Raw genomic sequence first — 25,811 nt, 5'->3', positions numbered from 1 at the left:
GAGAAGGGACAACTTCGATTTCCGTTGACGTGACTTCGTGACGGTTCGAGCGCACGTGTTCGGGCAGAAACCGTCACGATCGACGGGATCGTCGATGATCTCGACCGTGAGATACGCGATGAGACACGTAGGAAGATGCTGAACATTAGAAGCCTCCTGACCAGTACTAGCTGGTGTTCAGTAGACGCTCGAAACGGACTGATACGGCTCACTACGCCTCATACACCATGATCAACGCGTCTTCTCCGTTGGCGTAGTATCGTGGGACGGTTCGCCGGTGGGTAAAGCCGAGTTGGCGGTACAGGCTGATCGCCGCGTCGTTCGTCTCCCGGACTTCCAGTTTGACGATGTGTACTCCCTGCATCGCCAACTCCGCGAGCGTCCGTTGGAGCAGCGACGTCCCGATGCCCACGCCTCGGTGGTCGGGATGGACGGCGAAATCTTTCACGTGCCCGATCGCCCGCCCGTGGTTTGGCACCGAATCAGCGACGACGTAGCCGACGATCGTTCCGCCCCGTTCGGCCACGAGAAACCCCGGTGCATCGAGAAACCGCTCGAACGCCTGAAACGGCCACGGTTGGGGAAATGAGGCCTTCTCGATACGAAAAACTGCGAGAAGATCCGAGCGCTCGGCGTCGCGGATAGCGAATTCGGTTCCTGAAACGGTCGTCGTCACGCCACTCAGTACGCCGCGTGGTAGCATAGAAGCTACGACACTCGACGACAGCGACGATCAGTCGTCAGCAGGCGTTGCGTCGCTCGCGCCGGCGTCGTACTGTTTGCGCGTGTGTGGGAGTTTGCCACCGTCGGCGAGGATCTCGCGCTCGCGCTCGGAAGCGTCCAGCGTGGCAGTGAGTTCCCAGTCGCCGTTGACCCGAACGGTGAACTCCTCTTGGCCCGACCGGACGGCTTCGTCAACGTCGTCGACGATCTCGATGTCGTCGCCCTGTTCGATCTGCTGGTAGTCCGCCTCGTCGATGGAGAGCGGCAAGAGACCGAAGTTGAACAGGTTCGCCTTGTGGATCCGAGCGAAGCTCTGGGCAAGTACGCCCTCGATACCGAGGTACATCGGGCACAACGCCGCGTGCTCTCGGGAGGAACCTTGACCGTAGTTCTCCCCGGCGACGAGGAACCCGCCGTCGGTGTCCAGCGCGCGCTGGGCGAACGACTCATCTACCCGCGAGAGCGTGAACTCGCTGAGCTTCGGGATGTTCGACCGGTACATCAGGATGTCCTGGGTCGCCGGAATGATGTGGTCAGTCGTGATGTTGTCGTCCATCTTCAACAGCGCCGGACCTTCGAGATCGGCTTCGAGCGCATCCTTGAGCGGTACGTCGCCGATGTTCGGTCCTTTCACGAGACCGTCGTCAACGGCTTCGTCGGGCGCGATGAGGTCAGTCGTGGACCCGTCGTACTCATCAGGCATCTCAAGGCCGGGTGCGTCGAGATCTCCGAGATCGTCCGCGAGATCGCGCGGATCGACGATTTCCCCTTTGAGTGCCGCGGCGGTGGCGACCTCCGGAGAGCAGAGATACACCGAGTCGTCTTCGATGCCCGAGCGACCCTCGAAGTTCCGATTGAACGTCCGCAGACTGACCGAATCCGACGCCGGAACGTGACCGATGCCGATACACGCTCCACACGTCGCTTCCGAGAAGTTGACACCGGCGGCCATCATCTCCGCAGTCCACCCCTCGCGGGCGAGCATCTCCGAAGCTTGTTTGGAGCCGGGTGCGACGATCATCTCGGTCTTACGGTCGATCTGGCGGCCTTCGAGCATCTTCGCCGAGGGAAGGATGTCCTCGTAGGCACCGTTGGTACAGGAGCCGATGATGACCTGCTCGACGTCCGTCCCTGCGACCTCGCGGACGGGCACGACGTTGTCCGGCATCGACGGCGTGGCGATGAGCGGTTCGAGTTCGGAGAGGTCGATGACGACCTCGTCGTCGTACTCGGCGTCATCATCCGGCTGGAGATCGACGTGGACGTCCTCGCGGTCGAGTCGGGAGAGGAACTCCTCGGTCCGTTCGTCGGTCGGGAACAGGGAACTCGTCGCTCCCAGTTCCGTTCCCATGTTGGTGATCGTCGTCCGCTCGGGAACCGACAGCGTTTCCACGCCCGGTCCGGTGTACTCGAAGATTTTCCCGACGCCGCCTTTGACCGACAGCTTCCGGAGCATCTCGAGGATGACGTCTTTCGCGGTCGCCCACTCGGGCAGCTCTCCCTCAAGTCGGACGTTGACGACTTCCGGCATCTCGATGTAGTAGGGACCGCCACCCATGGCGACAGCCACGTCAAGCCCGCCGGAGCCGATAGCGAGTTGACCGAGACCGCCCGGTGTCGGGGTGTGTGAGTCCGATCCGAGCAGCGTCTTCCCGGGCGCGGCGAAGTGCTCTTTGTGCACCTGATGGCAGATACCGTTGCCCGGTCGGGAGAAGTGCGCACCGAACGTCCCGGCCGCCGACCGGAGGAACCGGTGGTCATCGGTGTTCTTAAAGTCGAACTGGTACGTCTGGTGGTCGCAGTACTGCGCTGCGAGTTCCGTCTGGACCTCATCCAACCCCAGCGCCTCGAACTGGAGCCAGACGAGCGTCCCCGTCGTATCCTGTGTGAGTACCTGATCGATTTCGATCCCGATCTCCTCGCCGGTCTCTAGTTCCCCTTCGACGAGATGATCGTCGAGAATTTTCTCAGTGAGCGTCTGTCCCATATCATTCGTACGTCCACCGTCCACGGGTATAAACGACACGTGTTCGGCTCCTTTTGCGCTTTTACCCCCAAAATCGGCGATTCAGCCCCGTTCTCTGCCGATCGATCATTAACGAGTATTAAATTTATCAAGCTACAGCTTTTTGCGTGCTTACTGTCATCATCACTCACAGTATCTTGACGCGATGGCTGTCGTTGGCGTTCAGTACGGTTCGTCTTTCCAGTCGAATCTGTAGGCGATCACGTTCAGACCGAGATGGAGTAGGGGTGTGAGAATCACGACGACGAGTATCACGGGAACGGTGAACGTGTCGCTGAACCATGCGGGGGCGACGATCGCTGTGAGGAAAAGCGCACCTACCACGAAGTCCAACTGGTCGAGGCCCGGTACCGCAGTCCCACGATCGCGTCCGATCCGGCGTTTTATCAGTGATGCGGCGATGTCGCCCATCATCGCACCCGCTGGGAGTGTAAGAACAGCCGTCGCCGGAAACGTCGGGAGATCCACCGAAAGCTGCGTGGAAAGCACGTTGAGTACGAGCGCAACGACGGTTCCCGCCAGCGTTCCGGCAACCGTCCCTTGCCACGTCTTTCCGTCTCCGAGCAGTCGGCGACCGTTGTAGGTCCGCCCACCATCGATCGGACGACCGCCACCAAACAGCACCGCCGCGTTGTTCGGGATGTACGCTGGCAACATCGACCAGAACGCAATCACGATCACCTCAAGCATACTCCCAACGCGGGGGGTCCCGAACTTAAACTACACTAGATCCGTGACGACGCCGAACCCGCTCTCGAAAGCTGTTTGTTCCTCTATCTTTCACTGGATGGATATGCCTCGGTCGTACTCCCGCCGGCGTGTGCTTCTGGCAGTCGGAGCTGCCGGTATGACTGCTGGTTCCGGCTGTTTGGACGGACTGCTACGCAGCGCGTCGGATTCACGAACGTTATCGATTTCCGGTTCCGATTCGGGACAGGCGGCGAGTGACTTCCGTGCGTACGTCGATCGAACCCATGACCGCTACGAATCACACGGTGTCTGGGGGACCCCCGAAACCAAGCGTCCGACCGATGTTTCTCGGCTCACGTTCGTCGATTCGGGGCGCGATCGATGGGCGCTCGGCACGGACGCCGACGAAGAGGGGATACACGTCTCGATCGACGTCGTTGGTGTTCTGTATCGTGTTCGAACGTCCGACGAGCGGGTAAACCGACGGGAACGACGGCATCGGCTCTGGCTGTGGACTGGTGCGACGCCGACACAACCCGATGATGGCGTTGGCAACACCACGCTCACCACTCTGTCAGTCGGCGTCGATATCGAAGGCGGTGTTCTCGATTCGTACAGCCCGTCCACGAGCGTCAGTCCTGACGAGGCACCCGTTCGGATCGAGCTTGCCGATCCGTCCCTCTCTCGGGCGCATCGACCACTACCTGCCGGGCGCGTTCAGCCGGATCCAGACGAGACCAGCACTGGGAAAAACGGTGCGTTCGCGCTCAACTGGAGCGGTGGCTACGGGGATACGATCTCGGTCGCTGGGGTGTGTGATCTCCACCAGCTCGAAAAGGAGTACGAACTCACTGTGACCAGTGGGGCAAGCGCTAGCCAAGGAACGCTGTGAGCGTCCGGAGTGTCCGTTCAGTCATCGCTACCGACGGCGGACTGTCGCGCCACGGCTTTCCACTGCCCAGTCGAGAACCGAAACAGGTTGATGCCGGCCCGGCTGTACATGTCGAGGAGGATCGCTACGTAGATGGCTCCAAGACCGAACCCCATACCGGGTGTGAGGGTCCAGTCTGCGATCGACGTCAGCGCCACGCCGGTCGGCAGCCCGAGGGCTGCGATCGGAACCCGTAGCCCCGTTCCCAGTACGGTCCCATACAGGGGCCAGAGCGTATCTCCAGCGCCACGGAGACCGCCCCGCATGGTGCGCGAGATACTGAACGCCACCACGCCGAGACCGAACACCCGGACGAAAGCGACAGCAAGCTCCGGTGAGCCAGCGTTGAACAGGCGGACGATCTGGGGCGAGAGCACCACGAGCACCCCGCCGATCAACACCTGTGTTACGATCGCGATCCGAAGGGTTTGCCAGCCATACCGCGTCGCATCGGTCTCGTTTCCAGTCCCGATGCTCTGACCGACGAGCGTGCTCGCGGCCGTCGAGTAGCCCCACGCGGGCATCAGTGCCAACAACATGATGCGTCGGCCGATGGCGTACGCAGCGACCACCGGCGTCCCGATCGTCGATAGAATGAGCAAGAACGGAAAGCGCCCGAGTGTTTTGATCAACTGCATTCCGGCGAGGGGATAGCCGACGCGGATGAGTTCTTTGACGATCTCCGTGTCCCACTGCTTGCCGCCGATTCGAAACCGAACGGAGTACGCTCCGGAAATCAACACGGCAGCGAAAATGACCGCAGCGAGCGTATTTGCGATCGTCGTTCCCCACGCCGCACCCGCGATACCCAACTGTGGGAACGGTCCGGCCCCGAAGATCAACACGGTGTTCAAACCGATGTTGACCGGGATCGATATCAGACGGATGTACATCGGGGTGCGCGTATCCCCTGCCCCTTGGAGTGCCCGGGCGGCGATCATGCTCCAGAACCGGAACGACACCGAGAGCATCACGATCCGGAGGTAAGTGCTTCCAAGCTGGATCGTCTGGGGATCGTCGGTCAACAGTTCGATCATACCCTCACTGAACAGCCACGTAAGCAGCGTCAGCGGAACGGTGATCAAAAGCGCGAGCCAGAGCGACTGCTTGATGGCGAAATCCGCGTCCGCTCGCTCTCCCGCGCCGATACACCGGGATACGAGGCTGATCGTGCCACTCGACAGCCCAAGCGCGAGACCGAAGCCGATAAAATAATACTGAAAGCCGAGTTCGAGTCCCGCAACGGCTGCATCACCCAGCGCGAGGCTCACCATGAAAAAGTCGGTCATTCGGAGCACGGTTCGCATCCCACCGCTGACCATTACCGGCACCGCGAGATCGAACGCTTCCATGCCTTTCTGTCGGTCGACCAGCCCGAACCGTGCCAGCAGTTTCGGATAGCGAGCGAGCACCGACCGAAGCCGCTGTCGGAACGTCGAAAGCACTGTCGATCCGATACTCATCGAAGCCTCCTAAGAGCAGTGACACTCGGCTCCGACGGTCACTCCTTGTAGCCCAGATGTTCGAGACGTTCTTTCGCTTGCTCGCTCATGTCATCTAGCAGTTCCTCATCATCCGCTTGGCTCGGGCTATCGGTCCACTGTCGAGCGATATCGGACTCGAACGTTTCGAGTGCTGTCGCTATCTCGGCGATGATCGAATCGTCAGCGTCGATGAGATCGGTTCGTTCCTCGGGATCGTCGTCGAGCCGGTAGGCCTCGTCGGGGATCCGCTCGTTTCTGACGTACTTGCCGGTCGGTCGCCGGGCAGCGCGCATCCGGGAGTAAAACCGTGAATCCTCCTCGAGTGTGATCCCAGCCGCTTGTGCTTTCCCTTCGAGCTGATTCAGCTCGATCACTGGACGGAAATACTCGACGAACGCCGTGGCACCGCCGTCGATCAGTGCATCACCGCTTCGATACGTCTCGGACAGCAGTGATCGAGCTGGATCGAGCGAAACGGCTGCCGAATCGAATTCGCTAGTCGGCGTCAGCCCAGCGTGATCGAGCACGGTGTGGTACAGATCGAGGAGTTCGACCTGTCGGTCGTCCCGTCCAGCGGTGAGTTCCGGATGCTTAACGAGCAACGGCACGTTGATGATCGGGTCGTACAGCCCGAACTCGTGTCCGTACAGATCGTGCTCGCCATGGAGTTCGCCGTGGTCGGCACAGACGACGATCAGCGTTTCCTCCCACTCGCCGTTGGCTCGCAGCCACTCGAACAGCCGGGAGAGTTCCGCGTCGATATGCCTAATCTCGGCGTCGTACAGCCCGGTGATCGCATCCCACTCCTCTCCGTTGATCGTCCGTGCGCCACAGTTGTACTCCTTCGAATTCTGACAAACCGTCGTCGAATCGACATCGGGTGCGAACTCTTCGCGGTGCTGTTGGGGTGGATGGTACGGCAGATGCGCGTCCATCAGATTGAGAAACGTGAAATACGGCTCCTCCGTCGAGTCGATGAACTCGATCGTTCGATCGATCACGGCCGGGGTTTTCGAATCCGCCTGTTGGTTGGACGCGAAATACTCGTGGACCACGTTGCCCGCCTTGACGAGCCAGTTCGCAATCGTTCGGAGCGTTTTCCGGTCGTTCATTTCCTTCCACACTCGTGCCAACGGTCCACTGAGCACATCGCTCGGAAGCGCCTCGAAGAAGTTGTCGTGGTTGTCGAACCCGCGCGTGAGCTTCGTGTACGGTGTGATCCACGTGTTGGACGTGTAACATGCCGTCGAATACTCTTGCATCGAAAGCGTTTCCGCCAGTGTCACCGCCGATTCGAGATACGGCTGCTCCTGACTGGCTCCGTGCTGGCTGGGATACAGACCGGTGAACAACGACGCATGAACGGGCAACGTCCACGGCGCTGGAGCGACGGCCTGCTCGAACACGCGCGCCTCCTCGGCGAAGCGGTCGAGCGCCGGTGTCGTTGGACGATCGTAGCCGTACACCGAGAGGTGGTCCTTCCGAACCGTGTCCATGACGATGAAGACGACGTTTCGATCCGATCCGTCGCTCATATCTGCCTCCTACGCATCCGGTCGGTATGAGTATGGATGTCCCTCATTGTTGGTGGCGTGGATAGTCGGACCCACAAACTGTTGCTACGAGTTTGTTTCGTTCTCGGATATTCACATTCATGGCTGATACCGCGGATGGGGATAGTACGTTACGGGTTCTGGTCGGCGTATCCCCGAGAGACGTGCGCTCCTTGCTCGACCAACGAACGACGCAGTAGGTCGGGAACGGAGACAGCCCACAAACACGCTTGATTCCGACAGATTTACTACCATACTTGACATATATGTGGTCGAGATATCCGCCCGTCACGGTCGCAGTCGGGTATCAGACAGGATGTGCGGTCGGTGGATTCGTATCGCATACGGAAAGCCATCCTTCGACGATGGTTCCGAGCGAAAGTGGTAGCGTTGCATATAATTCCATTTCGAATATACAATGTCGTTGACTGAACTTTCCGCGTTCGTTGAAGGATTACTCATAGAGCATGGATACATCGCCTTGTTCGGTATTTTCGTTCTCGAAGGGGCGATGTTGTTGTATTTCGCTCCCAGTGAATCGTTGGTTCCGGGAGCGATCTATCTCCTCACGAGCCACTCACCGTTCGAGATCGCCGTCGTCATCGGTGTCGCTGCGGTGGGGGCGACGGTTGGCCAGACTGCGCTGTTTCTGTTCGCAAAACGCGGAGGGCGTGACCGGTTGTTCGAACACCGGTGGATCCGTGTGTCCGAAGACCGACTCGACCGTTTCGATCGATGGTTCGATCGGTGGGGAATGCTGTCCGTCGTTCTGAGCAACACGCTCCCGTTCACCCGAGGGATGTGTACCATCCCGGCCGGGTTCGCCCGGTTGGACACACACCGCTTCGTCGTCAGCTCCGCACTCGGAACGGTCGTCTTCGAATCCGCGCTCGCTTTGGTTACGATCGGCGTGCTACAGCTGTTTTGATCACATTTCATATCGACATCGGAAGATTGGCGTACAACACTGTTCATCGACGAGAACGTTTCGGCAGGCTTATCAGATATCCGTGTTAGTAGGATCATACTAACAATGGGTAGCGGTTGATGTACGATTATACCACAGGTGTATCGCGATGTACAACTATGTTGAGAGGTGAGAAATGGGTGTATTAGAGCGTCTATCGGCAGGTGTAACGCGATATCGCCGTCCAGTCATCGTCGCGTTGTTGCTCATGACGGTCGTCATGGGAGCAGGCGCGCCGATGATCACACAGAGTTCCTCGCTCGATTCGTTTCAGAGCGATACGGGACAAGCGGCGCAAGCAGAGGAGTACATCTCGGAGAACTTCACGAGTCAGGATGAGAACGCCACGTCGGTACAGATCATCGTCCGTGATGACAACGTCCTCTCGAAGGAGTCGCTGCTCCGACAACTACGGCTCCAACGGGCGTTGAAAAACAACAGTACTATCAACGGAACGCTGGCGAACGATTCGACTGTCGGCGTCGCAAGCGTCGTTTCGACGGCTGCGGTCCAGATGGATCGAGCGGAGTCGTTGCAAGAACGTGGAAAGGCGATCGAGCGAGAGGGTGAATCGCTCCAAGAGCGTGGAAAGGAGTTACAACAACGCAGTGAATCGCTCAACGAAAGCCGTGAGGAGCTACAACAGCGCTCGGAACAACTCAAACAGGACGGCAACGAACTCCAAGAACGCGGACAGGCGTTACAGGAGCGAGCCGACGAACTCAACCAGAGCCGCGCGGAGTTGCAAGCGGATCCACGCGAACTCAAACAGCGAGCCGACGAACTCAATCAGAGCCGCGCGGAGTTGCAAGCGGATTCACGTGAACTCAAACAGCGAGCCGACGAACTCAACCAGAGCCGCGCGGAGCTGCAAGCGGATTCACGTGAACTCAAACAGCGAGCCGACGAACTCAATCAGAGCCGTGCCGAACTGAACCAGCGACGAGAGCGGCTCGAACAACGGGCCGATGAACTCAACGAGACGCGCGATTCGCTCGAAGAGCGCGCGAAGAACATCACTGCCCGCGAAAAGCAACTCGCCGAAGACCGGCGCTCCGGGGACGTTCCCCCCTCTGAGCTCGAGCAACGAAGAGAACAGCTGGAACGCGACGAGCGCGAGCTCGCAAACGATACGATCACTCTCAAACAACGGGCGGACGAGCTTGAATCCGATCGAGCGGCCCTAGAGCGCGATGGACAAGCCTTGAAAGAGCGTGCCCGGAAGCTCAATCAGAGCCGCAACGAGTTACAAAACCGCAGTCAAAAGCTGCAAGAACAGGGTCAACAGCTCAAAGCGGACCGTGAAAAACTCGAACAGCGCGGTCAGCAGTTAGAAGAACGGGGCCAACAGCTCAAAGCGGACCGTGAAAAACTCGAACAGCGCGGTCAGCAGTTAGAAGAACGGGGCCAACAGCTCAAAGCGGACCGCGAAAAACTCGAACAGCGAAAACGAGAACTCGAACAGCGACAACAACAGCTCGAAAACGACGCTCAAGAACTGAATCAGAGCGCAAAAGCGCTGCAAAACGATTCTGAAGCGCTCAAATCGGATCGTGAGGCGCTTGAACAGAAGGTAGAACAGCTAGAAGCCGATCGAAACGAGCTACAAAACAACGAAACACAGCTGTCGATCACGAAGCAGATCGACGTGCTCGAATCGCGGAATCGATCCGAGATTACAACGGCCGTCGACGCAGTGCTCGGTGGGAACAGCACGGACGAGGACAACGGTGCGTTCGCGTTCATGCCTTCCGATTACGATCCCGGAGACGATACAGCGAACGCGACGATGGTCGTGGTCACCCAGAGCGCCAACGGCACCTCGATGGGTGGAACCACGAGCGAGCGACTCGTCAACTCTCAGCTGGCCATCGAGGAAATCGCTCACGAAAATTACGACTCACAACAGGTGTCGGTTTTCGGGGCGGGGGTCATCACCGACGAGATCGAACGCTCGATGACGGATAGTCTGGCGATCGTGGGACCGTTGGCGCTCGTGTTCGTGTTGATCGTCCTCGTCATCGCTTACCGAGACCTCCTCGACATCCTGCTCGGACTGTTCGGTATCGGGGTGGTGTTGGTGTGGACGTTCGGCTTCATGGGATGGGCCGGAATCGCGTTTAACCAGATCTTCATCGCGGTGCCAGTGTTGTTGATCGGGCTGTCGATCGATTACGCGATCCACGTCTTCATGCGCCATCGAGAGAGCCGCGAACACGTCGACGGCATCCGACACTCGATGCGCTCGGCACTCAGTGGTATCGCCGTCGCGCTCGTGTTGGTGACGCTCACGGCAGTGATCGGCTTTCTCTCGAATCTCACCAGCTCGGTGCCGCCGATACGCGAATTCGGTATCGTCAGTGCGGTCGGGATCTCCGCTGCGCTGTTGGTGTTCGGACTGCTCATTCCGGCGTTGAAAGTCGAATTCGACAGTCTGCTCGAAGCTCGCGGCTGGGACCGCCACAAACGTGCGGTTGGAACCGGCGGTGGGACGCTCGGATCGCTGCTGGCCGGTGGCGCAACAGCTGCCCGCCGAGCACCGCACGTCGTGGTTCTCATTGCGCTTCTCCTGACAGTCGCAGGGGGTGTCGGTGCGTCACAGGTCGATACCAGCTTCGCCCAAGAGGACTTCCTCGCAGACGATCCCGATGGGTGGATGGAATCGCTCCCCGAACCGTTCGCACCAGGGGAGTACACCGCCAAAGAGTCGATGTCGTTCGTCAACGATCGGTTCGTTCGGGAGGATTCGAGCGCTGCGTTGCTCATCCAAGGGAACGTCACCGATCCGAAGACGATGACAGCAATCGACCGCGCAGAACAGAACGCTAGCGACAAGGAGGTGACGGCGACCCTCTCGAACGGCGACAGCGATATTATGAGTCCGCTGTCGGCGATGGAAGATGTTGCGGCACAGAACGAATCGTTCAACCAGACGTTCACTGACGCCGATACGGACGGAGACGGCGTTCCGGATCGAAATCTCGATGCCGTTTACGACTCGCTGTACGAGACGGCCCCTGACACGGCGTCGTCGGTGATCCAGCGGACAGACGACGAGGAGTACGAAGCACTCCACATGACCGTCTCGATCGACGGCGGTGCTGGTGGTCAAGCAGTGACTGACCAGATGCGTACGGTCGCATCGAGCGTCGAGGAGACCGATCACCTACAAGCGACCGCGACGGGACAGCCGATCGTGTTCAAGAACGTTCAGGATCAACTGCTCCGGACAGTCATCGAGAGCCTGCTCATCACGCTCGGTGTGACGTTCGTCTTTTTGATGTTCGTCTACCGATATCTGTACGGCAGTGCCTCACTCGGCTTCGTGACGATGCTTCCGGTCGGATTCAGCGTGTCGTGGATCCTGGGCACGATGTATCTGCTCGACATTCCGTTCAACGTCATCACTGGGTTGATCACGAGTCTCACTGTCGGGTTGGGAATCGCCTACAGTATCCACCTCTCCGAGCGGTACAGCCTCGAACTCGATGATGCCACGACAGCGTGGGAGGCCCTAGAGACGGCCGTCACCGGAACTGGTGGGGCGCTGCTCGGTAGCGCCGCGACGACCGTCGGCGGCTTTGGCGTGCTCGCATTCGCAATCTTGCCGCCGCTGCAGCAGTTCGGCATCATCACGGGACTCACCATCATCTACGCGTTCTTGGCGAGTGTCGTCGTTCTCCCAAGTCTCCTCGTCTTGTGGACGCGGTGGTTCGGTCCCGGCGATGCGTTCGAGACCACATCCACATCGTTTGGAACGACGGGAGAGGAGGCGTACACGGATGACTGACTCCCCACCGACCCAATCCGGTGCTATCGACGCACTCGGACAGCTCGGTCTCTCGAAGTACGAGGCCACTGTGTTCATCGCGCTTCAGCAACTCGAAACGGGCTCTGCAAGCGAGGTCGACCGTATCACTGACGTGCCCCGGTCGCAGGTGTACGGTGCCGCAGAACGCCTCAGCGAGCTGGGCCTCATCGATATCCAGCAGTCGAATCCGATCCAGTACCGGGCGATCGGACTCGAAACGGCACGAAAACGCCTTCGCAAGCGGCTCGAAGAACAGGAACGGCTCGCCTTCGACTACCTGCAAGCAGTTCAGGGCGAACACGCCGCAACCAACGAAACGCAGGTAGGCGTTTGGACAGTCACCGGCAAAGGTCCGATCGACGACCGCATCATCGATCTCATCACCCGAGCGGACGATCGAATCCTGTTCGGTGTACCGGACCAAGCACTGGTGAACGACGTGCTCGTCGAGACGCTCACAGCAGTTTCCGAGGACGTTCAGGTGACCGTCCTCAGCGAAGATGTGAGTGTTTGCGAGCAGTTCGCTGTCAGCTCCATCGACACCCACGTCGTTACCGAACAGACGATGATCGAAGGACCGTGCGGACGTGTCCTCGCTGTCGACGACGAAACCGTGTTGTTGAGTACACTCGGTGGTTCCGCTCGCGCTAACCACGAAGCGGCCATCTGGAGCGATGGAACCAGCGTTGCCGCTATTTTCATCGGATTGCTCGACGATTGGGTCGAGCAGTGCCTCCAGTAGGAACGCTGGCTCCCGGTGACGACACCGCTGAGTCGTGTCTACGTAGGCACCGATTCGATCCCGGGAAACGACGAATTTATCGTTGAATCCTATCCCTTTAGGGATGGTAGCTCAAAACTCTCAGGAAGATACTAATCGATATGGCGTGCATGGATGTGGACAACCTAACGAAATACTATGGCGACGATCGAGGGATAGAAGGGCTCACGTTCACCGTCGAGCCGGGAGAGGTGTTCGGCCTCCTAGGGCCGGAGGGGGCCGGGAAAACCACGACGGTTCGAACACTGATGGGGCTACAGGCCCCCTCACGCGGTCAGGCGTCGGTTCTCGAGTACGACATCGGACACCGTCGAGAACGGACGGCGATGAAACAGGATATCGGATACCTTCCAAGTGAACCGTCGTTCGACGAGTCACTCACCGGAAACCAGCTCCTCGCCTACCACGCCTCGCTCAAAGACGACGAGCGTAGCGAACAACTACTCGAACAGTTTGCACTCGACTCACAGCTCGACAAATCGATCCGCACGTACACGTCCGAGCAGCGACGGCTCCTCGCTACGGTGGTGGCGTTTATGCACGACCCGGAGCTCGTTATTTTGGACGAACCGACGGTAGGACTCGATCCATCGACACAAGAACAGCTTTGGACGTTTCTCGATGCCGAACGACAGCGGGGCACGACCCTTTTTGTCGTCTCGTGCAGTCTCACCACCGCGTGTATCCTCTGTGATCGGGTCGGCATCCTCCGCAACGGTCACCTCATCGATTTTCGAGCGAGCCGACAGCTCCCCGACCGAGGACCACGGATCGTTCGGTTTGTGACCTCCGATCCGGTTGCCCCCGATGCGTTCAGTTTCGAACACGGCTACAGCGTCGAAACCGAGCACACGGATCGCCGTTCATCCGATGAGGGACGCACGACCCGAACGACCGTTCGCTTCGTGTACGCCGGAACGTACGAGACGTTGCTCGAAGCACTCTCGTCGTACACGATCTGTGACCTCACCATCGAGGAGGCACCGCTCCAAGAACTCCTGGCCCACTGGTATGGCACGCGGCTGGGAAAGGGAGGTGGTGTGGATGTTTGAAATCGCGAGACACCAGATACGCCGTCGTCGCCTGGAAACGGTCGCGCTCACGACTGGTTTCGCGGGGATCGCGCTCGCCGCGCTTGCTATCGTGTTCGAAAACGGCTCTCAAACGATCGGTGCGTTTCTCGCGTCGGGGCTATACCAGTTCGGCTGGATGCTCGGTCTCGGGAGTTACTTCGCGTACAGAGCCGGGTCGTTGCTGGCCAAGGATGTCGAACATGACCGTGTTGACGTGCTGTTGTCCGCGCCCATCTCTCGCTCATCGATCGTCCGCCAACGGTTTCTCGCGTTACTCATCGTAATGCTTCTGATCAACGGTGTCGTCTGCATCATCGTCTATCTCGGCACCATCGTCATCGGTACTCCGGTTCAGCCGATGAACCTCCTTGCCGTGCACGCGTTTTCGATCCCGTATCTCCTCGTGTGTGCGTCGATCGGTCTGCTATTCTCCGCCGGCGCATCCACGAGTACTCGCGCGTCTGTGGCAAGCGCAGCGGTCGTACTCGCCCTCTTCGTGTTCACGCGCCAGGTTGATGGGACGGCCTACGAGTGGCTCAGCGTGCTCTGTCCGGCACACTACTACGACCCGACAGCGATCCTTGTCACGAACGCCTACGCTGTGACCGATGGGGTACTGTTACTCGTCGTCGCCTTCCTGTTCAGCAGCCTTGGTCGGCTGTGGTTTCGGTCGATGGATCTCCGCTGATCCTCCACAACCGAACGCCCATCTAGCGCGTGTCAGTCGACGAGGCGGATGCAGTCGTCGACGAAGTGAATGTAGCCGGTGCGTTCGAGATGGCGGATCAGTTGCCGTACCGCGTCCTCGTCGTATCCCATGTTCCGAAGTGTTTCGCGTGTATGTGCGATCGTCAGTCCACAGCCTCCATCATCGGTGGAGATCGCGTTACGGAGCGCTTTGAGCGCGCGCTCAGCAGTATCACAGAGTGATCTCCGAGAGAGATCCATGTGCGTATGAAGCTCCGCAATCGCCGGACCGGCTGTCACTAGATCCCGTTCCTGATCGTACTCGATCGCGCCGATCTCGACCAAGTGCGGGATATGAGAGTGATACAACGACATGTACATGTCCCGTACAGCCTCGGCTGGAATATCGTCCAACGCACAGCCATGTTCCATCACCACGCACTCATCGGCCAAATCCGGCAATGACATAGGAGACTCGTAGTGGCCGAGACATTCAATGACATACCGCCGGCGATGGTGCGAGAGCATCTCGGAGATTTCGTCGATCGATGGACTCTCCGACGGTTGCTCGTCCGGTGTATCTCGACTATCGTCCGACACTACCGTATCCAAGGTAACACCAGTAATGAATATTGCGAGGTGCTTCCGGCCACCGACGATATACTTGCCGACATCCCTAGCCCGATACGTCCCCTCTCCGTTTAGTGCTGTGTCATATCTTCGTAAGAAGTAACAATCCAGACACTAATTATTGAATGAAAACCAAATATTACAATATAAATTTTCCAAAGATAAGAATAAAACTAATATTGTTCCCAAATCATTGTGGAAAGCGTTATGGGGACATACGTCGTCCGAGCGGGGGACTCGTTACAATCGGTGTTACAGGAGGCGGTTCGTGGTGATATCGTCATCATCTCGAAGGAGTACGATGCTACGAACGACGGGTGGCCCATCACGATCGATAAGGAGGTCCGGATCGAATCACCCCCGCACAATCGTATCGTGGTTCCGGAAGGTTCTCAAGCGGGATTCGTCCTGGACTTGCAAGGCCCGAACCGTCCGCCTGGCATCACCCTTCAGAACGTGTATCTCGATGCAAGAGGTGCACAGTCGGCGTTTAAGGTTCAGCGGGCACGGTTCTGTAGCTTTCTGGGATGTGTCGCGGAGAACGCATCGAAGCACGGATTCCTCCTGTTGAACCACGATACCGCTCCGAACAGCAATCGGTTTTTCTACTGTGATGCTCACGCGAACGAGGGGAACGGGTTTTTCCTAGACGACGGTGCACACAGCACATCGCTCGTCGGCTGTCGGTCGGTCGGCAACGGGGGACGAGGGCTGTGGTCAAGGAACAACTACGCGAGTTCGTGGATCGGCGGCGGATTAGAACAGAACGGCGATCAAGGGGCGTACATCGAAGGCAGCGAAGTGTTCACCCTCGAAAACGCCTACATCGAGGGAAACGCTCGGAACACTTCCGACCAGTTACTCGTCGACGAAGCCCAGTCGATCACGATCGCCAAGTCATATTTCAACGGTCACATCGAACCGAACACGAACGGTATTCGGTTTCGTTCTTCCAATAATTGTTCGATACAAAATATTGAATACCGAAATTTGAACGGACTCCTGATAAACGAACGCTGTTCGAACACGGATCTCCACCGTGACAGCCACTACGCGCTCGACGACTCTTCGTTTCTCATCGTTGATACTGGTGAGAAAACCAGGAACGACGGAACGATCGAACCGACCGATCTGTCGGCTATCATGGGACAGTACGAGGGTGAGCGTGCCATTAACGATGGAACAACCGGTCCGTTCGGTTTAGCCATCTGGGATGGATCGATGTGGATAAGCATGCGAACTGGCACCCCGATCTAACCGGTCGATCAGGGCAATCATCACAGTGGTCCAGTGATCGCTCGGAGCGAGTCACCACCGACGTACACGGTATCGTCTGAGATCGCTGGTGGTGCGAACGCGTCAATGCGGCGGGTGGGCGGTACGGCCAACCGCCATCGGACGGTTCCGTCATCGAGAGCGAGCGCTGTTCCCCCCGTATAGAGCGTTTTCTCGGTTGTCGCCGGCGTGTATACCACGTGCCGATCGTCCGTGAACGATGTCTGCCACCGAACAGTACCATCGTCCGAACGAAGAGCGGTGACAACTGACGCTCGGTTCGTTCGTGGTGACCGTTCATTGAAGCCGACGTATACGGAGTCATCGCTCACTGCTGGCGTGGTCCACCTACCAGGGAGTGGCCCGTCCTCTTTCCGTCGGCGTGATGTCCGCGTGGAACGCGCCGTTCGGGGTGGTGTGACGGTGTGCTCCCATAGGAGCGTACCATCAGTGACTGATCGAGCTTCGAACATGGTTGCTGTCTCGGTTCCACGACCGACGTACAGCCGTCCATCCGCGACTGCAGGCGCGTTGATTCCTGTCGCCTTATACGTGCCGGCAGGGTCGACTGACCAGTTCACTCCACCGGTCGCTCCATCGATCGCCGTCAGTTTGTCGGCAGTGAGATACACGGTACCGTCTGTGACTGCTACCGGAGGGGCATCGTAGCCGTTGATCCCCGATCGGCCGGTCGGGTGAGTCCATAACAGCTCTCCGCTCTCTCCGTTGAGCGCGTATAGTCGTCCGACAGTACCAGCACCGACGCTTCGTCCGACAGTGTAGATGATTCCATCCGAGATCGTCGGGGTGTGAAATCTATCCACGAGGCGGTTCGGCTCGAAACGCCATACATCCTCTCCTGTAGCTCGATCTACTGCACGAACGTGACTGACATATGCGCCGGGATCGTCGCGTTCTCGTTTCGATTTGTACGAACCGGTTCCCACATACACCAGTGCATCACCGACGGCTGGTGCGCTCACTCGGTGTGATCGATCAGTGCCAATGGACCACCGCGTCGATCCGTCCGCAGCCGACAACGCGTACACCCTGTGTTCGTCATTCGTGTACACAGTCGCATCCTTAACAACCACGCCCGACAGGGGCGATTTTCCCTCAACCTGCCAACGGAACGTGATGCTCGTTTTCGGTCCCCGCGCTCCGCGTCGGGTCCCCGTGTTAGCAGCGTCTCCACCAACCTGTGGCCACGCGGTTTGTGATTCTGGCTCCGGTGGAGAGATCACTGACTGCTCGGTTCTCTCGGAAGCCTCGGTACGACGATTCTCCCCGTGGGAGTTCACAACCCCAACACCAGCTATTGTGCCAACACTTTTCATGACGCGCCGACGGGAGAGGTTGTCGGCCTTCATGCCACTAACGATCGCTCTCCACGCACATAGTAATTTCCAAACTATATCGGATATAATTATAATAGATACAAATATTGTACGTTATGCTGGGTGGGTGTATACATGCTCGGTTAGTTCATCGGAGAGTGGTAGGATTTCTCGGCGGATGATGTTGGGTATTAACGTAGTCGTAGCGAACAGTACGGACATGGATCGTCACGGCCACGTTGGATTGAACCTGCTCGTTTTTACCCCAATCGCGTATTATCTGATTCGGTCGAATCGAGTGGCTCTCGTCGTGTTCGGGCTGTTGGGTCTCCTCATGGTGGAACCTCTCGTCGATCTCGACCGTCTGATTCCGGGAGTCGAACACCGGGGAACGAGTCACTCACTGTTTGCCGCACTCGTTGTCGGAGTGGTGTGTGGCGTTAGTGTGTACGTATTCAGCGGCTATCTCATCACCTCGCTTACGAAAGTCACGTTCGGGCAGCCAGTGATCGTGTCCGGAAGCACCGAACAGAGTCCGTTCAATCTAACGCGAAACGCACAGATCGGATTCGTAATCGGTTCGGGTTCGGTTTTGCTTCATCTCCTTGGTGATTCGCTTACTGCCAGTGTAAGACCACTTCTGCCGTTCGCGCGGTCACAGCACTCGTTCGATCTCATTTCTCCCCAGGGATGGTCTCAGTTTGTTCTGTTTGCCGGGGGACTTCTCGCGTGTGGGGGGCTGATCGTCGTGGCGTTGGCGTGACGTTTGCGGAACGATGCTTGATCGGTCGATCAGTCGGTCCGATGATCATCGTCGCTTCGATTCGTTCTCGATCGTTCTTGAGGGTCATATCGAACGCGACGGCAAGGAGATGTGCCTCACCGATGCGCTCCTGTACAACGACGCCACGATCTGCCGTACATGGCCCGAACTGACGGGCGGATCCGTTCGGACAGTTCGTGAGCGCCCACTCACTCGCTGCTGATTCGTTGTATTCTATGCGGACTGAGTGGGTGATGTGCTCCGTTTCGATCGCAGAGGCGTGTGGCTCCAGCCGGGTGTGCAGTTCCGTGACGGTGTGGTTGCGGTGGGACCACGCTGTCGTACCGTTCGTTTCCGTATAGATGACATGCTCGAGGCGTTGCACCGTCGATTCCAACGATTCTACCGGGGTATCACTGCTCGCTTTGACGTCCGCACTGTAACCTAATTGGAGGTAGGCCACGGTAATCGGGACGAACGAAACAGCGATGAACACCGCAGCAACGAGCACCAACTGGCCCCGGTCGGTCTCAAGCGGCGTGAGCGGACGATCGTCGTTCACGGATACCACACCAGGATTTGCACACTCCCGTTGGGCGTTGGGATCGTCGTTCGGCCGACCGGCGCGTCAGTCGGTGACCGGTATCCGATCGCACCATGTGGTGTCTCGATCCGAGCCATTAGGTTTTCGGGCAACAACTCCTCCAGACGATCTCCAAGTATTGGCGCTCTCCGTTCGAACGCCGATGGGGAGGTCGTGAGTTCCGACGGTCGATACTGGGTGGATGGATCTTCCAAGAGAGTAGCCGTATCCTGTGCGTACGCATCGAGTTGTGTTTCACGAAACTCCGGTGTAGGAACCCCGAGGACGAGTCCGGATAGCACAGCAAACACTACCAACACGCCGATCGCTACTTCCATCATTGCCAGGGATAGTTGTGCCCTCGCACTGTTCGCTATCGTCCGTTCGATCCGGATCCGGACGACAGAACGCAGCCACCGCGTCCAGCGACGATCGATGCGGCGCTTTTCGAGATTAGACATCGATGGTCACCACCAATGTCCTCGGCGTCGTCCGTAGCTGAGTGTGTGTGACCGTCACGCCGTCCGACCGTCCGCCCGTGGCTCGTAGCCGCGTCGGGTTGTGGGACGGTATCGCAATTTCGAACGCCCCGGTCAGCCCGTCCGGATCGTGTAGGACCACGCGCTCGTTCGCGCGAACCGTCGTCACTGATGCACGGGCTGGAACCGTGATCGTTGCCTGTTGTATCCCGGCCGGGATCGTTGAGTTCGCATCAACCGGCGTCGTTACCTGTTGGTGGCGTTCATGGAGAACTAGCCGTCGCACCGTCGTTCCTCCCGTCGGGAGTCCTCGTTCGACGATCGTTTCGTCACCCGATCGAACGCGAAGGTCCGTCCCGCGAGCGAACGGGTACGTCTGCGTGAGTTGCTGTGCGGTGAGTGTGTGCAGTTCCGTTTCGTTCATAACGTTTGTACGCGTCGTGTACGTGGACTCCTCGCTCACCAATCGCTCGACAAGTGACGTGGCGATGCGCCGCTCGGCTGGTTGTCGGTCAGCACTCCGGTAGGCACCATCGATGACCGCAAGCGCCAGTCCGAGGACGGTCGTGAGCACGACTAATGAGACGACGAGCGCGAGCAGACTCGCTTGCCCCCTTGTTTTCGTGTCCATCTCCACCATTGATCACCTGGTTTCACCAGTCGTAACGTTGCCTTCGGCTATCGTGATCCGGTATCCCGTTTCGTTACCGACGACCCGGACGGACAGCGGTGTGTGACTCCGCCAGCTTCCGTCAATCGAACGGATGGATTCGGACACTGCGGGCCGGGCATGCCCACCGATTTCCGGATGAGGATGTTCGAGTATCAGCGTCCGGTTTGCCGTCCGAATCGAGTACGCCCGGTTGTTGATGGTTTCCGGGAGATCGATGCTGATGCGAGCGTCAAGTCGATACGATGGAAACACGCCCCGTTGGACGTGTTCTGTAGCGGTAGCGAGTATTCGATCACCCATCTCCGCGCCACTGGTCGTCTGATACTCCGGTATCACGTTTCCGTACAACACCGCTGTCACCAGTCCGATGTACAACAGCACGAGACCGATCAGCAACGCCTCACTCACGACCGGTGTGAGACCCCGATCGTCCACGTTAGGTCACCTCTACGTTAAGCTCGTGAACGAGGAGATACGTTCGTCGTTTCCCCTCGAACGTTGCGATAATGCTCTCAACACCGTCACCGTCGAGATCACGTTGCTCAATGGCTGCTCCCCGTTCAGAGAGATACCGGGCCAGTGGTTCGGGCGTTGCCGTCTCGATCGCAACGGCGTACGTCCCGTTTCCGATCATCGATCGCTCGTGGGTTACGTTTCGCTTGATCGTGACCGAGGCACCGCTGCCTGAAACAGTGTCGGGAGATCCAATAATGGGTGCACCAACGACGAGCACCGAGCCATCAGGTGGTGCAGTTGTCACTGGCTCCGTGTAGAGCCACGCCTCACCTGGCGCTCCACGGATGATTGCCCCGGCGACGAACGCCACCCGCTGATCGCCGCTAGTGAACACGAGGGCGTCTATGTCGATCGATCGGACCACCCGCTTTCCGTCGATGATCCGAAGTTGCCGATCGACAGGTCGGAGGGTGCCGTCGGCAAACGACAGCTGGTCTCGGCGGACACCCGATGGTCCTGCGGAATCGAACGTCGTCTCCATTCCGTCAGCGACACGAGTCGCATCCGCACTGGCCACCTGTCGATCTATGAGCACGCCGACGCTCGCCGTGATCGCCGAGATCGAAATGACGGTCACACCCACCAACAACGCGACACCAACCACGTGTGATTGTCCGCGATCCGAGCGATTCATACCATTCCCACCCCGTTGAAGACCGCATAGGTCACACCCACCAACAACGAGGAGTGTAACAGAGCCTCATACCACCCCGCCCGAGCGTAGCCTGCGAACCAACCACACGCCAGCATCGTCGATTGGGTGACCACATAACAGTGGAAGCGGTCGCGTTCCGGTTGTACTGCCCCGGAAACGATCCCGATCCCTTCCGTCGGGCCGGAAACTGATGCAAGCTGTGCGAAACTATCGAGAACGTAGTTATTCACCGCGATCATGATGGCCACGATGAGTAGCGCGGTCGTCCATCCGACGACGACGTAGACGGTCATCGTACTTTTGAGCGTGCGCTTCTCGTGATAGAGCCGGCCGATCTCCGTCTGGAGGGTTTCGAACACCGCATCAGCATCACTTCCGGCGTCGAGCGCACCGGTCACGAGACCGACCGTTTGAGCCGCCAACGGTGTTCCAACCTGATCGACGAACCGATCCAACGCCGCTATGGGAACCGACGATTCACTGTCGGGAGACGTCACCAGTCCGAGTCTGAACGCAAGCGCGTTGACATCCGACCGGAGTGCACCCAAATCGACGTCGTGGGCGACACGCTGCACAGCCACGCTGAAGGGCTGTCCGAGACGGACGTGCCCTGCGACGGCGTGAACGAAATCACGGAGCTCGTGATCCTTGGCGTCGTCGTATCGGCGTCGGCGTACTGCGACACCACCGACGATGATCCCGCCCGTGACGTATCCGAGTAGGACGGCGTTCACTAGGTTGACACTACTGACGACGATCCCGGTTCCACAGACGACGATCGCCAGTGGAACCGCGAGTACGCTCGCACTCGCTGGATTGGATGGCACACTCGATACGGTGGCGACCACACTGTCGGGCCGATCGTATCTCGTCGGAGTCGCTCCTGGCGGGCGGATCGTTCCGATGAGCCACGCTGCACCGGCACCGACCCATAGAACGAACACGGCGCTCCCATACACCAACGCGGAACGAACAGAGATTCCGCCGAATGGAGTAAACAACTGCTGGGAGAGTCGGGGAGAGAGCACCGACAGCACCGACACAACGATGACCAACAACGCTGGCAGCACCAACAACACGACGAACAGCTCTGCGATGAGTTCGAGAAAATCACGTGATTGTTGTCGTACACGGGCCTGTCTGTGAGACAGCATTCGAGATTCCATCCGGAGATATCGAGAAAGTGCATCACTACCCTGTCGGGCGTGTTCGCTGAACTTCAACAGGAAGGGGGCGAGCAGATCTTCCGAAGGAGTATCACGGGCAACGGTGTGAAGTCCGCGCTCGAAACTCCCCGTGAGCGTAGCGTGGTTGAGCACCCGTCGAAATGCAACACCGGTTTCTCCGTAGCTGTCTTGGGCTGCCACCCGCTGGAACATCTTCTGTTGATCGTCGCTTCCCTCGACCAGCGCACGGAGATATCGCACCGCGCCAGGCAGCGTCTGCTCGATCCGCTCGCGCCGCCGAGCACGGAGCCATTTCAGATAGTAGCGACTGCCCAACACGACTGTTCGTTTGCTCGCCAATCCAATCGCCCCGATTGTGCCACCGCCGAGTACCCAGAACGACGTCGTTCCAGTCACCGTCGTAGACACGATCGCTACGACAGTGGCCGAACAGAGCAGGACACAGCCGAATACGAGCCACGAAACGCCGTAGACACGCGCCATGTATCGATCGAATGCTACACCGAGCGCTGCGCCGCGGTAGTACTGCCGATCCCGATCATGGCGCGATCGATCTGCGTTCCGAGCGAACAACGCGTACAGCCCACGGTCAAGGAAAGAGCCCCCGACCATCGTCACGTTTCACCAGTTCGGTGTTCGTCATAGCGGGCGAGCCGTTCGAACAGTACGTTCATCTCCGTGACGTTCTCCTCGACGAGCGATCGTACGAAGCGGTGCTTTCGGCGAAACGAGGCCTCGATCTCCGTGACCGGGAGGTCAGTCCGAGCGGCGAGCCGATAGAACAGCTGTGGACGTGTGACCGCGTCCGATTCCTGTGATGGCGGACCGAACGTAGTGGTAAACCCCCCGTCCGAAGTCCGCCGAAGCACCGTGTTGTACGTCACCGTCACGTCATCTCGTTCGATCGTCGTCGCGTCGATCGATTCACAGGCCGTCTCCGAAACTAGCTCCACCACTTGCCCCACGTACCGCTCCCCATCGATGTGGCGTGGGAACACCACCAGGTCGATCTCCGGAAGGAGGTGGGGTGGTAGTCCTTGCTCGATGACGCGGTTCGTGAGTCGCTCGATCGTTTCGGCGTGGGTGGTGCCCACGATCCCGTGGCCCGTCGAGATGCTCTCACCGAACGTGGCGAAGCTTTCGGGCGTGTTGATCTCCGCGATGATCTCGACATCCGGATTGAGATAGTTCGACTCGGTCATCAGATCAGCCATCGAAACCCGTTTGTCCGGCTGCTGGTGGTCCCGGGTTCGCAACGAAACGCCAGTTTCGTGGGGCAATCGAACCTCACGAGACCCTTCATCGATGCTGATTGGCCGGTCGTCGTGGGGGATGAACGGGATGTGGGCGTTCATCAGCGTCGTCTTTCCCACACCAGTGGGTCCGGAAAAGAGCACGACACCATGGTGTTCGAACACCAACCACAACAGCGCGACCAAGGCCGTCGGAATCGCACCGCTCCGGACGAGTTCAACCGGTGTGAGCGGATCGGAGCGTTGTTTTCTGATCGAAACGTGCGGACCTCCCTCCGAGATGGTTCCCAACGCCAGAGCACACCGGATCGTCACGTCCGTGGACGGTGCCGCGCCGATGGGATCGAGATTTACCTTCGCGCTCGGGGTGCTTGCGTTGAGTTCGACACCGTCGGCCGCAGCGAGTTGGGTGACGACGTTGCTGAACGTCGCTTCATCATCGAAACAAAGGTTCGTCGGTGTTCGACCAGCATTACCCCGAGGAACGACTTTGATGCTGTCCCCAACACGGTTGACTTCGATGTCCTCGAGTCGGTCGTCATGGATCGGGATCGTCAACCGTTCGTAGCCGACGAAATCCCGAAGCATATAATACAAGAGATCATTTAATCGATCCGACTCGACCAGTTCGCCTCCCGGCGGATCGAGTCGGCTGTGTTCGGACAGCGCCGCGTGGAGACGATGGACGAGCGAACCGATCCGTCCGTGCGTCATTTGTGCCGTGAGACGACGAGCAAAGAGCCGTTTTGCCCGGTCGCGTACGAACGTGATCCGGTCACGGTGTTCGCGTGGAGGCCCCGACGGACCAGCTTCGGATGGCAGAGGTCCCTGAGAATCGTTCCGAACGAGAAGCTCGCTCACGTCTATTTCCCAAAATTGCTCTTTACACCGTGTGAGAAGCGCCTCATCTCCCGGCAATAGGGTAGGCTCACACACCGCATACGCCGTAGTGAACGTGCCCTGAGAGCCATGTTTTCGGTAAACGACGATCGGTATCTCGAACTCCAGAAACGATACAGTGTACGTGTGTTGACGCTCGCTTAGCAGACGCCGGTAACACGATTGGCGTTCGGCGTCGATCGTACGCCCCGTTCGCATGGAAGTGTACTCGGGCGTCTCAACGAGCAGTTCGTTACCGGTTATAGTCCGTTCAGTGAGCCGCTCATCGAGTGCATACGGCGTTAGATCCCCAAAACACCGAACACGTGTGAGAGCGAAGTACTCGATCCGTCGGCGGCTCGCACACGGGAGCGATTCGTCGACGAATCGCTCGAACACGCGTGCGTACTTCGGTGGAAATCCCTCTCGCAGCCGGTCGACCACACCTTCTCTGGTGTGCGGTGGATTCGGACCCTGGAAATACGCAGTGATCCGATCGACTGTCCGTTTCTCACGGTCGGTTAGCCCCGGCTCTCGGACATCATACGTCGTCGTTCCGTCCACTCGCCGAATGGTCACCACCACGCCCGGATGAATCTCGTACTGAGCGCACACCTCCGGAGCGTACCACGAATCTGATGCATCCGGTGGGACCGGTGCTGAAACGTATCGGTCACCGATCTCGCTGCCGACGCCTGTCTGCATGGGATGGCGTGGCCTGGTCATCCTGTTTAAAAGTTCGTGAATCACTCCCGATCGACACCAGGGTATCGCCAGACGGCAGTCCATTTTGAGGAATCGGTGATAATTCCCTTTTGGGAGGGGTGTCCAGAAGCAGTTGGGGATCGTCTTCAA

General features: G+C 58.6%; 22 protein-coding genes. 8 read left to right on the top strand and 14 right to left on the bottom strand.

The genetic code is table 11. The features are described from left to right. Positions 1 to 211: 211 nt before the first annotated feature. From rimI to MW046_RS03900, 3 genes are all read right to left on the bottom strand, one after another. Positions 212 to 703: a ribosomal protein S18-alanine N-acetyltransferase gene (gene rimI, locus MW046_RS03910; protein WP_247994262.1), complete on the bottom strand. Its 492-nt coding sequence runs from the start codon at positions 701 to 703 to the stop codon at positions 212 to 214. A 30-nt stretch (positions 704 to 733) separates the two neighbouring features. Further along, entirely contained in the window at positions 734 to 2,710 is a 1,977-nt protein-coding gene (locus tag MW046_RS03905; RefSeq protein ID WP_247994261.1) for an aconitate hydratase, read from the bottom strand. A gap of 201 nt (positions 2,711 to 2,911) precedes the next feature. Continuing rightward, complete coding sequence (locus MW046_RS03900; protein ID WP_247994260.1) at positions 2,912 to 3,439, bottom strand: CDP-2,3-bis-(O-geranylgeranyl)-sn-glycerol synthase; 528 nt, start codon at positions 3,437 to 3,439, stop codon at positions 2,912 to 2,914. Between the two features lie 157 nt (positions 3,440 to 3,596). Here MW046_RS03900 and MW046_RS03895 point away from each other — a divergent pair, with 157 nt between their 5' ends. Then, positions 3,597 to 4,331, top strand: coding sequence for a hypothetical protein (locus MW046_RS03895; RefSeq protein WP_247994259.1), 735 nt, complete (start codon positions 3,597 to 3,599; stop codon positions 4,329 to 4,331). Positions 4,332 to 4,348: 17 nt separating this feature from the next. On the opposite strand, the gene MW046_RS03890 is transcribed toward MW046_RS03895, so the two are convergent. Together MW046_RS03890 and MW046_RS03885 are read right to left on the bottom strand one after the other, a co-directional pair. Then, complete coding sequence (locus MW046_RS03890) at positions 4,349 to 5,833, bottom strand: MATE family efflux transporter (RefSeq protein WP_247994258.1); 1,485 nt, start codon at positions 5,831 to 5,833, stop codon at positions 4,349 to 4,351. 38 nt (positions 5,834 to 5,871) lie between these two features. After that, on the bottom strand, positions 5,872 to 7,389 hold the full coding sequence (locus MW046_RS03885) for a sulfatase (protein WP_247994257.1): 1,518 nt from the start codon (positions 7,387 to 7,389) through the stop codon (positions 5,872 to 5,874). A 436-nt stretch (positions 7,390 to 7,825) separates the two neighbouring features. Between MW046_RS03885 and MW046_RS03880 the strand changes: the two genes are divergently transcribed. The 5 genes from MW046_RS03880 to MW046_RS03860 all read left to right on the top strand — a co-directional run bounded on the left by MW046_RS03880 (position 7,826) and on the right by MW046_RS03860 (position 14,727). Further along, positions 7,826 to 8,335, top strand: coding sequence for a DedA family protein (locus MW046_RS03880; RefSeq protein WP_247994256.1), 510 nt, complete (start codon positions 7,826 to 7,828; stop codon positions 8,333 to 8,335). A 175-nt stretch (positions 8,336 to 8,510) separates the two neighbouring features. After that, a complete protein-coding gene (locus MW046_RS03875) occupies positions 8,511 to 12,164 on the top strand; it encodes an MMPL family transporter (RefSeq protein ID WP_247994255.1) in 3,654 nt (1,217 codons plus the stop codon). Then, positions 12,157 to 12,927 carry a TrmB family transcriptional regulator gene (locus tag MW046_RS03870; protein ID WP_247994254.1) on the top strand — a complete coding sequence of 257 codons (771 nt, stop codon included), beginning with the start codon at positions 12,157 to 12,159 and terminating at the stop codon, positions 12,925 to 12,927. The genes MW046_RS03875 and MW046_RS03870 overlap by 8 nt, the downstream gene beginning before the upstream one ends. Positions 12,928 to 13,082: 155 nt before the next feature. Beyond that, positions 13,083 to 14,018 (top strand): ABC transporter ATP-binding protein, encoded by a 936-nt coding sequence (locus tag MW046_RS03865; RefSeq protein WP_247994253.1) that lies wholly within the window; start codon positions 13,083 to 13,085, stop codon positions 14,016 to 14,018. Continuing rightward, positions 14,011 to 14,727 carry an ABC transporter permease gene (locus MW046_RS03860; RefSeq protein WP_247994252.1) on the top strand — a complete coding sequence of 239 codons (717 nt, stop codon included), beginning with the start codon at positions 14,011 to 14,013 and terminating at the stop codon, positions 14,725 to 14,727. Before MW046_RS03865 ends, MW046_RS03860 begins: the two co-directional genes overlap by 8 nt. Positions 14,728 to 14,759: 32 nt before the next feature. Here MW046_RS03860 and MW046_RS03855 read toward each other — a convergent pair whose 3' ends face one another. Next, complete coding sequence (locus MW046_RS03855) at positions 14,760 to 15,254, bottom strand: DUF7344 domain-containing protein (RefSeq protein WP_438268193.1); 495 nt, start codon at positions 15,252 to 15,254, stop codon at positions 14,760 to 14,762. 309 nt (positions 15,255 to 15,563) lie between these two features. Between MW046_RS03855 and MW046_RS03850 the strand changes: the two genes are divergently transcribed. After that, on the top strand, positions 15,564 to 16,613 hold the full coding sequence (locus MW046_RS03850; RefSeq protein ID WP_247994250.1) for a hypothetical protein: 1,050 nt from the start codon (positions 15,564 to 15,566) through the stop codon (positions 16,611 to 16,613). A gap of 20 nt (positions 16,614 to 16,633) precedes the next feature. Here the strand turns inward: MW046_RS03850 and MW046_RS03845 are convergent, their stop codons facing one another. Continuing rightward, positions 16,634 to 18,001: an outer membrane protein assembly factor BamB family protein gene (locus tag MW046_RS03845; RefSeq protein ID WP_247994249.1), complete on the bottom strand. Its 1,368-nt coding sequence runs from the start codon at positions 17,999 to 18,001 to the stop codon at positions 16,634 to 16,636. 187 nt (positions 18,002 to 18,188) lie between these two features. On the opposite strand from MW046_RS03845, the gene MW046_RS03840 reads away from it, so the two are divergent. Then, complete coding sequence (locus MW046_RS03840; RefSeq protein ID WP_247994248.1) at positions 18,189 to 18,731, top strand: metal-dependent hydrolase; 543 nt, start codon at positions 18,189 to 18,191, stop codon at positions 18,729 to 18,731. Here MW046_RS03840 and MW046_RS03835 read toward each other — a convergent pair. The 7 genes from MW046_RS03835 to MW046_RS03805 are packed head-to-tail and all read right to left on the bottom strand — an operon-like array spanning position 18,643 to position 25,661. Further along, complete coding sequence (locus MW046_RS03835; RefSeq protein ID WP_247994247.1) at positions 18,643 to 19,293, bottom strand: DUF7261 family protein; 651 nt, start codon at positions 19,291 to 19,293, stop codon at positions 18,643 to 18,645. The genes MW046_RS03840 and MW046_RS03835 overlap by 89 nt on opposite strands. Continuing rightward, positions 19,290 to 19,775: a DUF7262 family protein gene (locus tag MW046_RS03830; protein WP_247994246.1), complete on the bottom strand. Its 486-nt coding sequence runs from the start codon at positions 19,773 to 19,775 to the stop codon at positions 19,290 to 19,292. The genes MW046_RS03835 and MW046_RS03830 overlap by 4 nt, the downstream gene beginning before the upstream one ends. Next, positions 19,768 to 20,433: a DUF7263 family protein gene (locus MW046_RS03825; RefSeq protein WP_247994245.1), complete on the bottom strand. Its 666-nt coding sequence runs from the start codon at positions 20,431 to 20,433 to the stop codon at positions 19,768 to 19,770. The genes MW046_RS03830 and MW046_RS03825 overlap by 8 nt, the downstream gene beginning before the upstream one ends. Positions 20,434 to 20,436: 3 nt before the next feature. Beyond that, positions 20,437 to 20,901, bottom strand: a complete 465-nt coding sequence (locus MW046_RS03820) for a DUF7266 family protein (RefSeq protein WP_247994244.1) — start codon at positions 20,899 to 20,901, stop codon at positions 20,437 to 20,439. A gap of 1 nt (position 20,902) precedes the next feature. Next, a complete protein-coding gene (locus MW046_RS03815; RefSeq protein ID WP_247994243.1) occupies positions 20,903 to 21,616 on the bottom strand; it encodes a DUF7289 family protein in 714 nt (237 codons plus the stop codon). After that, on the bottom strand, positions 21,613 to 23,436 hold the full coding sequence (locus MW046_RS03810; RefSeq protein WP_247994242.1) for a type II secretion system F family protein: 1,824 nt from the start codon (positions 23,434 to 23,436) through the stop codon (positions 21,613 to 21,615). Before MW046_RS03810 ends, MW046_RS03815 begins: the two co-directional genes overlap by 4 nt. A gap of 2 nt (positions 23,437 to 23,438) precedes the next feature. After that, positions 23,439 to 25,661, bottom strand: coding sequence for a type II/IV secretion system ATPase subunit (locus tag MW046_RS03805; protein WP_247994241.1), 2,223 nt, complete (start codon positions 25,659 to 25,661; stop codon positions 23,439 to 23,441). Positions 25,662 to 25,811 lie beyond the last annotated feature (150 nt).

It is taken from the genome of Halocatena salina (assembly GCF_023115355.1).
GTDB lineage: Archaea > Halobacteriota > Halobacteria > Halobacteriales > Haloarculaceae > Halocatena > Halocatena salina.
The sequence above is the reverse complement of the archived record's forward strand: the minus strand, read 5'-3'. Positions and strand labels throughout refer to the sequence as shown.